The organism is Acidovorax sp., assembly GCF_016783915.1.
Lineage (GTDB): Bacteria > Pseudomonadota > Gammaproteobacteria > Burkholderiales > Burkholderiaceae_C > Acidovorax.
This window is the reverse complement of the sequence record NZ_JADHVT010000218.1, coordinates 1-5,772: the sequence shown is the minus strand read 5'-3', so window position 1 is coordinate 5,772 and position 5,772 is coordinate 1. Positions and strand designations below refer to the sequence as shown.

General features: G+C 63.5%; 2 protein-coding genes. Both read left to right on the top strand.

Annotated features, from left to right (window positions below):
• The first annotated feature begins 338 nt into the window (after window positions 1–338).
• Complete coding sequence (locus tag ISS20_RS23055; protein ID WP_291439913.1) at window positions 339–701, top strand: hypothetical protein; 363 nt, start codon at window positions 339–341, stop codon at window positions 699–701.
• A gap of 226 nt (window positions 702–927) precedes the next feature.
• Window positions 928–5,613, top strand: a complete 4,686-nt coding sequence (locus tag ISS20_RS23050; RefSeq protein ID WP_291439911.1) for a PLxRFG domain-containing protein — start codon at window positions 928–930, stop codon at window positions 5,611–5,613.
• Window positions 5,614–5,772: the final 159 nt, after the last annotated feature.

Sequence of the window (5,772 nt, the reverse complement as noted above, 5' to 3'; positions counted from 1 at the left end):
CCTCAGAGGCTTTGTCAAGCGCGTCTTTGAGTTCTTGCGGTATCCGCATGTAGATGGTTGGGTCGTTTCTTGCCATCTATGCACTGTGCCACGAAATCGCTTGCAACTATCTATGAACCGTGCATAGAATTGCGCCGTGCATAGAATGTGCATAGAAAGAAAGGAAATGAAATGAAAACTAGCAAGCCCGTTCCGATGGGTATTCGGGTCCCTCCTGAAATGGCGGCTTGGCTCAAAGAGCAAGCGGAAAAGAACCGCCGCAGCGTCAGCGGCCAAGCTGTTTGGGCACTTTGTCAATTCCGCGCCCTGCAGTCTCAGCAACCCCAAGGAGCACAGTAATGAACGCAATCATGAGCATTGACACTACTCTGACCATGACCAGCCGCGAAATCGCGGATTTGGTCGGTAGCCGCCACGATGACACCAAGCGCTCTATCGAGCGCCTTGCGAATCAAGGGGTTTCAAAGCCTGAAATTTTCTGCAAGACCAGCTACACCAAGCCGCCTAGCAACCCAGACTTTCAGAAAAAGTGGGAGCAAGAAATCACGAAGTACGAGGCTTCTCAGATTTCCAGCGACCCATCCAGCGAGGTGCCGACGCCAGTTGACCCACGCATTGAGGTTGCAAAAGCTGGGATTACTGCAAGCCAGCGGAGATTAGAGCGCGCATGGACTGCAATTCCAGCATCGCACGGGCGTTGATCCTGCACGCGCTCAGATCGCGCAAGCGGCGTCAGCTGGCGGCGCATTGTCGTCTGCGGCCCTCGCTGCGCTGGACACTGGTGCAAGCGGTGCGTTGCAGCAGCAGGCAGCATTCACCCAAGCCCAGCAGACTCAGGCCCAGCAGCTAGCCTCTGCGGAGAAGGCAAGTGCCGCCCAGGCGAAGGTGAACGAGAAGGCCGCGCGTGCCGGCCAGTCCCGCATTGACATGAAAACCGGTGATCTGCTGGAGCCCGCCAGCGTCAGCAACCTTATCCGCTGGACCAATGACGCGCTCAACCGCCTGAGTGTTGTGATGAAGGCGGTGCGGGGCCGCCAGGGATTCTCAGCCGACCAGGACGGCCCTCTGGACCGACTGCGCGGCGTGATGCAGAACTACAGCGCGCGATTGAAGATGCTGGCCGATGCGCAAGACGCGACGGAGAAGAGCCGGGCTGTGCCCACTGAGTTCGTCATGAACGCCAAGGAACTGGATCAGGGCCGTGGGCAGGACTACTGGACCCGCCCTCACGAGTTGGCAGCACGGGCCTTTCAAGGCTATGTGGAAGACAAGATCGCCGAGCGGGGTGGACGCAGTCCTTTCTTGAACTATGGCCCTGAAAACGCTGCCATTCCCACCCCGTGGGGTTTCAAGCGGCCGTTTCCTGCTGGCGCCGAGCGGGTGGCAATCAACAAGTCTCTGGACAAGTTGGTGTATGTCATCCAGACCCGCGAGGGCGAAAACGGCGATGTAGCGCTGTTCCGTCGCGAAGATTCCGAAAGCTCAGAGCGGGCGACCGAGTTCGACGTGGATTCGTTCCTCAAGGCCATGGGGCGCCCATCGGCCTATTCCGAGGCCGCGCAGCGGCAAGCCATCGACTCCGTTTCTGCCACGGTGGATGCCATCCGCACTGCCTGGGGCCCGAACGCGCCCGAGGTGGTGGTGGCCTTCGACATGCAGGACGAGCGCATTCCAGAGGCCGCCCGCAAGGCCGACCTGCGCCAGCGCAGCGGTGGTGCACGCGGAGCGCCCGAGGGCTTCTACTATCGCGGCAAGGCCTATCTGATGGCCTCTCGCCTGAACACTCCCAACGATGCGGCGCGCGTGCTGTACCACGAGGTGCTGGGCCACCACGGGCTGCGCGGAAAGTTCGGCCGCGATCTGGACCAGGTGCTGAACCAGATCGCCACCATGCGCAAAGCCGAGGTGGCCGCCAAGATGCAGGAATACGGCCTGCGGGGCGTGAACAGCCTGAGCGTGCGCGAGGCGGCCGAGGAGGTTCTGGCGGAAATGGCCGAGAAGAACCTCCAGCTGCCGTTTGTGCAGCGGGCGATTTCAGCCATCCGCAACTTCCTGCGCACGCACGTGCCGGGCTTCCAGAGCCTGCGCCTGACGGACAGCGACATCATTCAGGCGTACATCCTGCCGGCGCGCGGATGGGTGGAGCGCGGTGGCCCCGGTGGGCCTGGTGGTGGTGTCAGTTTCAGCCGAGACGCGGGCCAAATGGAGGCGGATGCGCTCCGGCTGCTGGCCGCAGCAGCTCGCTCTTCGGGCAACGAGAACACCACGCTTGTCCTGGGGCCGGTGACAGACGATGCCTTGGCCATGCTGCAGCGCGAGGGCGTACCTGTGGAGGTCGGCTATCGGCACACCGCCGATATGTATGCGGTGCGCCACGCCCTAAGTCGTCATGGCGATGCGCAGGTGGAGGCGAAGCAGGGCCAGCTGCCACTGAGTGATGCGGACATTGCGGCCATTCCAGAGGCCATTGCAGCTCCGGATGCTTGGATTCTTGGGGCCAAGACGCCGCGCGGGCAAGACATCGTGGGCAACCTAAAGCGATTGCCTGATGGAACGGTGCTGTATTTGGAGGAAGTGCGCTCGGGGCGCAAGGCGCTGGCGATGACCAGCATGAGAAAGTACCCCGGTACGACGGATTTTGAAACGATCAGGAATCGAATCGTGCCGTCCTACGCCCAGAGCGATACCGGGGATGTGCGTATTGTCTATCCAGCCGGCGCCGCCGGTCAAGGAGAAGTCCTGTTCAGCCGCTCCAGCACGGCCGACCTGAAAGACAGTGCGCTGGCGCTGATCCACCAGACGCTGACCCACCCCGGGAAGGTGTCGCTGTGGGACAAGACCGTGGGCACCATGCGCAACCTGGCCGAGCGCTCGCCGGTGTTCAAGCCGGTGTACGAAGCGGCGCAGCGCTTCATTGATGACGTGTCCATGCTGGGCAACGACGCGGCCGACCGCGCGCCGCGCCTGCTGCCCCGGGTGGAAACGCTGGCGGACCTCAAGAAAAAGCCCATCACCGCAGCCGACAACCAGGCCGTGGCCAAGCCACTGTTCGAGGGCACGCTGCTGTGGGCGCGCGACGTGGACGGTACGCCAGTGACCACCGAGGCGCTGAACGCGAAGTACCGTAACACCACGCCCGACGAAAAAGCGCAGATCCTGCTGCGCACCGGCAAGATTCAGGAGCAGATGCTCAAGGTATGGCGCGGCCTGCCGGTGGATCAGTACAACACCATCATCAACAACAAATTTGATAGCACCATCCTCAAGCCGGGTGTTGTCTGGACGGCGAAAGAGCTGAAAGACTTGTTCGACCTGAGCGCCCAGCAGGTGAGCTTGTACCAGGAGGCGCGGGCCGCGATTGACCGATCGATTGACATGACCGCCCGCGCCGACATGCTGCGCGCGCTGGGTGCCGGATACGCTGGCCTGCGTGAGGCAGTGCTGGCGCAGGCCAGCGTGGAAGACGCGATGGTGCTCATCACGGACACGCTGCAGGCCGAGGCCCGGGAGTTCCCCGACCAGGCCGACCGCATCCTGAGCCTGAACAACGCCGTGGTGAAGAGCTACGAGCGCGCCCAGGCGCTGATGGAGTCCGGCTACGCGCCGCTGTCGCGCTTTGGCCGATACACCCTGGACGTGGTGGGCAAGGACGGCACGCGCGAGTATTTCGGCATGTTCGAGTCGATGTACGACTCCAACAAGATGAAGGCCGCCATGGAGAAGGAATTCCCTGGCGCGACCGTCACCCAGGGCACGATGAGCGACGAGGCTTTCAAGCTGTTCCAGGGCATCACCCCGGAAAGCCTGGAGCACTTCGGCGAAATGCTGGGTCTGAGCGGCGATGGCAGCGACCCGAAGGACAAGGCGTTTCAGGCATACCTGCAGCTGGCCAAAAACAACCACAGCGCGCTCAAGCGCCTGATCCACCGCAAGGGCATCAGTGGCTACAGCGAGGACGTGGGCCGCGTGCTCGCCAGCTTCGTGTATTCCAACGCGCGCCTGGCGGCCGGCGGCCTGAACGCAGGCACACTGGAAACGGCCATCGAGGGCATCCCCAAGGAGCAGGGCGAGCTGCGCGACGTGGCCATGGGTCTGCGCAGCTACATCCAAGACCCGCAGGAGGAAGGCCAGGCAGTGCGCGGCATGCTCTTCGCGCAGTACCTGGGTGGCTCCGTGGCTTCGGCCATGGTCAATATGACCCAGCCTTTCCAGATCACCATGCCCTGGCTGTCCCAGTTCGGGGGCATGCGTAGCGCCGCATCGCACCTGGCTGCCGCAGTGCGCGACATGACCCGCCGCAGCAGCTACGAGCCAGACCTGGCCAAGGCGCTCCAAACGGCCGAGGCCGAGGGCATCGTGTCGCCCCAGGAAATCCACCAGCTGATGGCTCAGGCCCGGGGCGCGGGTTCGCTGCGCACGGGCGATGGCACCAAGCTGGGCGACGCTCGCGCCGCTGCGGCCAACAACTGGGAGCGCGTCAAGGTGGCATGGGGCCAGCCCTTCGCCCTGGCGGAGCAGTTCAACCGCCGCAGCACCTTCATTGCCGCCTACCGCATCGCCAAGGAGCAGGGCATGGCCGACCCGGCGAAGTTCGCCGAGCGTGCCGTGCAGGAAACGCAGTTCGTTTACTCCAAGGCGAACAAGCCGAAGTGGGCACGCGGCACCATCGGCGGCACGCTGTTCACCTTCAAGACCTATTCGGTCAGCTACCTGGAGCTGATGCACCGCATGTGGAGTCAGGGCGGCCCCGAGGGCAAGCGCGCCGTTGGCTGGGCCGTTGCCATGCTGCTGCTGATGGGTGGCGCCGGAGGCCTGCCGTTCATGGAGGACGCCGAGGATCTGATCGACGGCGCCGGCCAGCTCATGGGCTACAACATCAGCACCAAGCACTGGCGCAAGCAGGCGCTGCGCGATGTGGTTGGCAAGGAACTGGCCGACTTCATGGAGCAGGGCGTGTCCGGCCTGCCCGGTGCGCCCATCGACGTGTCGGGGCGCCTGGGCATGGGCAACCTGATCCCCGGTACCGGCCTGCTGCTGGCCAAGCAGAACCGCGAGCGGGATCTGCTGGAGGTGGCTGGGCCCGCTGGCGACCTGGTGGCGCGCGGCTTCACTGGCGCGCGCAAGCTGCTGACCGGCGACGTTGCTGGCGCGGCGCTGGAAGTGTCGCCAACGGCGGCGCGCAATTGGGCCAAGGGCATCGACATGGGTACCAGCGGTATCTACAAGGATGCCAAGGGCTACAAGGTCATCGACACCACGCTGGATGAGGCCATTGCTAAGTTCGCGGGCTTCCAGCCCAAGAGCGTGGCCGAGGTGCAGGAGGCTAACTCCTTCATGCAGCGCTCCAAGAGCTTCTACATCCAGACCAGCAGTGACATCAAGGCGCAGTGGGCGAAGGCGGTGTTTGAGAAGGATGACGCGGCGCTGCAGCGGGTGCGCGACCGCTTGGCAGCCTGGAACCGGAACAACCCGGACCAGCCTATCGTGGTGAAGATCCCGGATGTGATGAAGCGCGTGCGCGAAATGGGCAAGGACCGGACCCAGCGCATCGAGGACACCGCGCCCAAGGCCCTGCGCAGCCAAATGCGCGAAATGGCCCGGGAGAACGGGTAACCCGGTATAGGGTTTTGCAGCATGCCCTGCAGCCGGAAAACTGCAGGGCATGGCAGCAATCAAGAAAGACCCCGACGCAACCCTCGACTACACGGTCGATTGGTCGGACTGGCTCGCCCCTTTGGCGGATGTGATCGTTTCCGTTGAGTGGGTGCCCAG

Bases quoted from the DNA above. Each gene is read 5' to 3' on its own strand.
- ISS20_RS23050 (WP_291439911.1), top strand. From the start codon at position 928: ATGAAAACCGGTGATCTGCTGGAGCCCGCCAGCGTCAGCAACCTTATC.
- ISS20_RS23055 (WP_291439913.1), top strand. From the start codon at position 339: ATGAACGCAATCATGAGCATTGACACTACTCTGACCATGACCAGCCGC.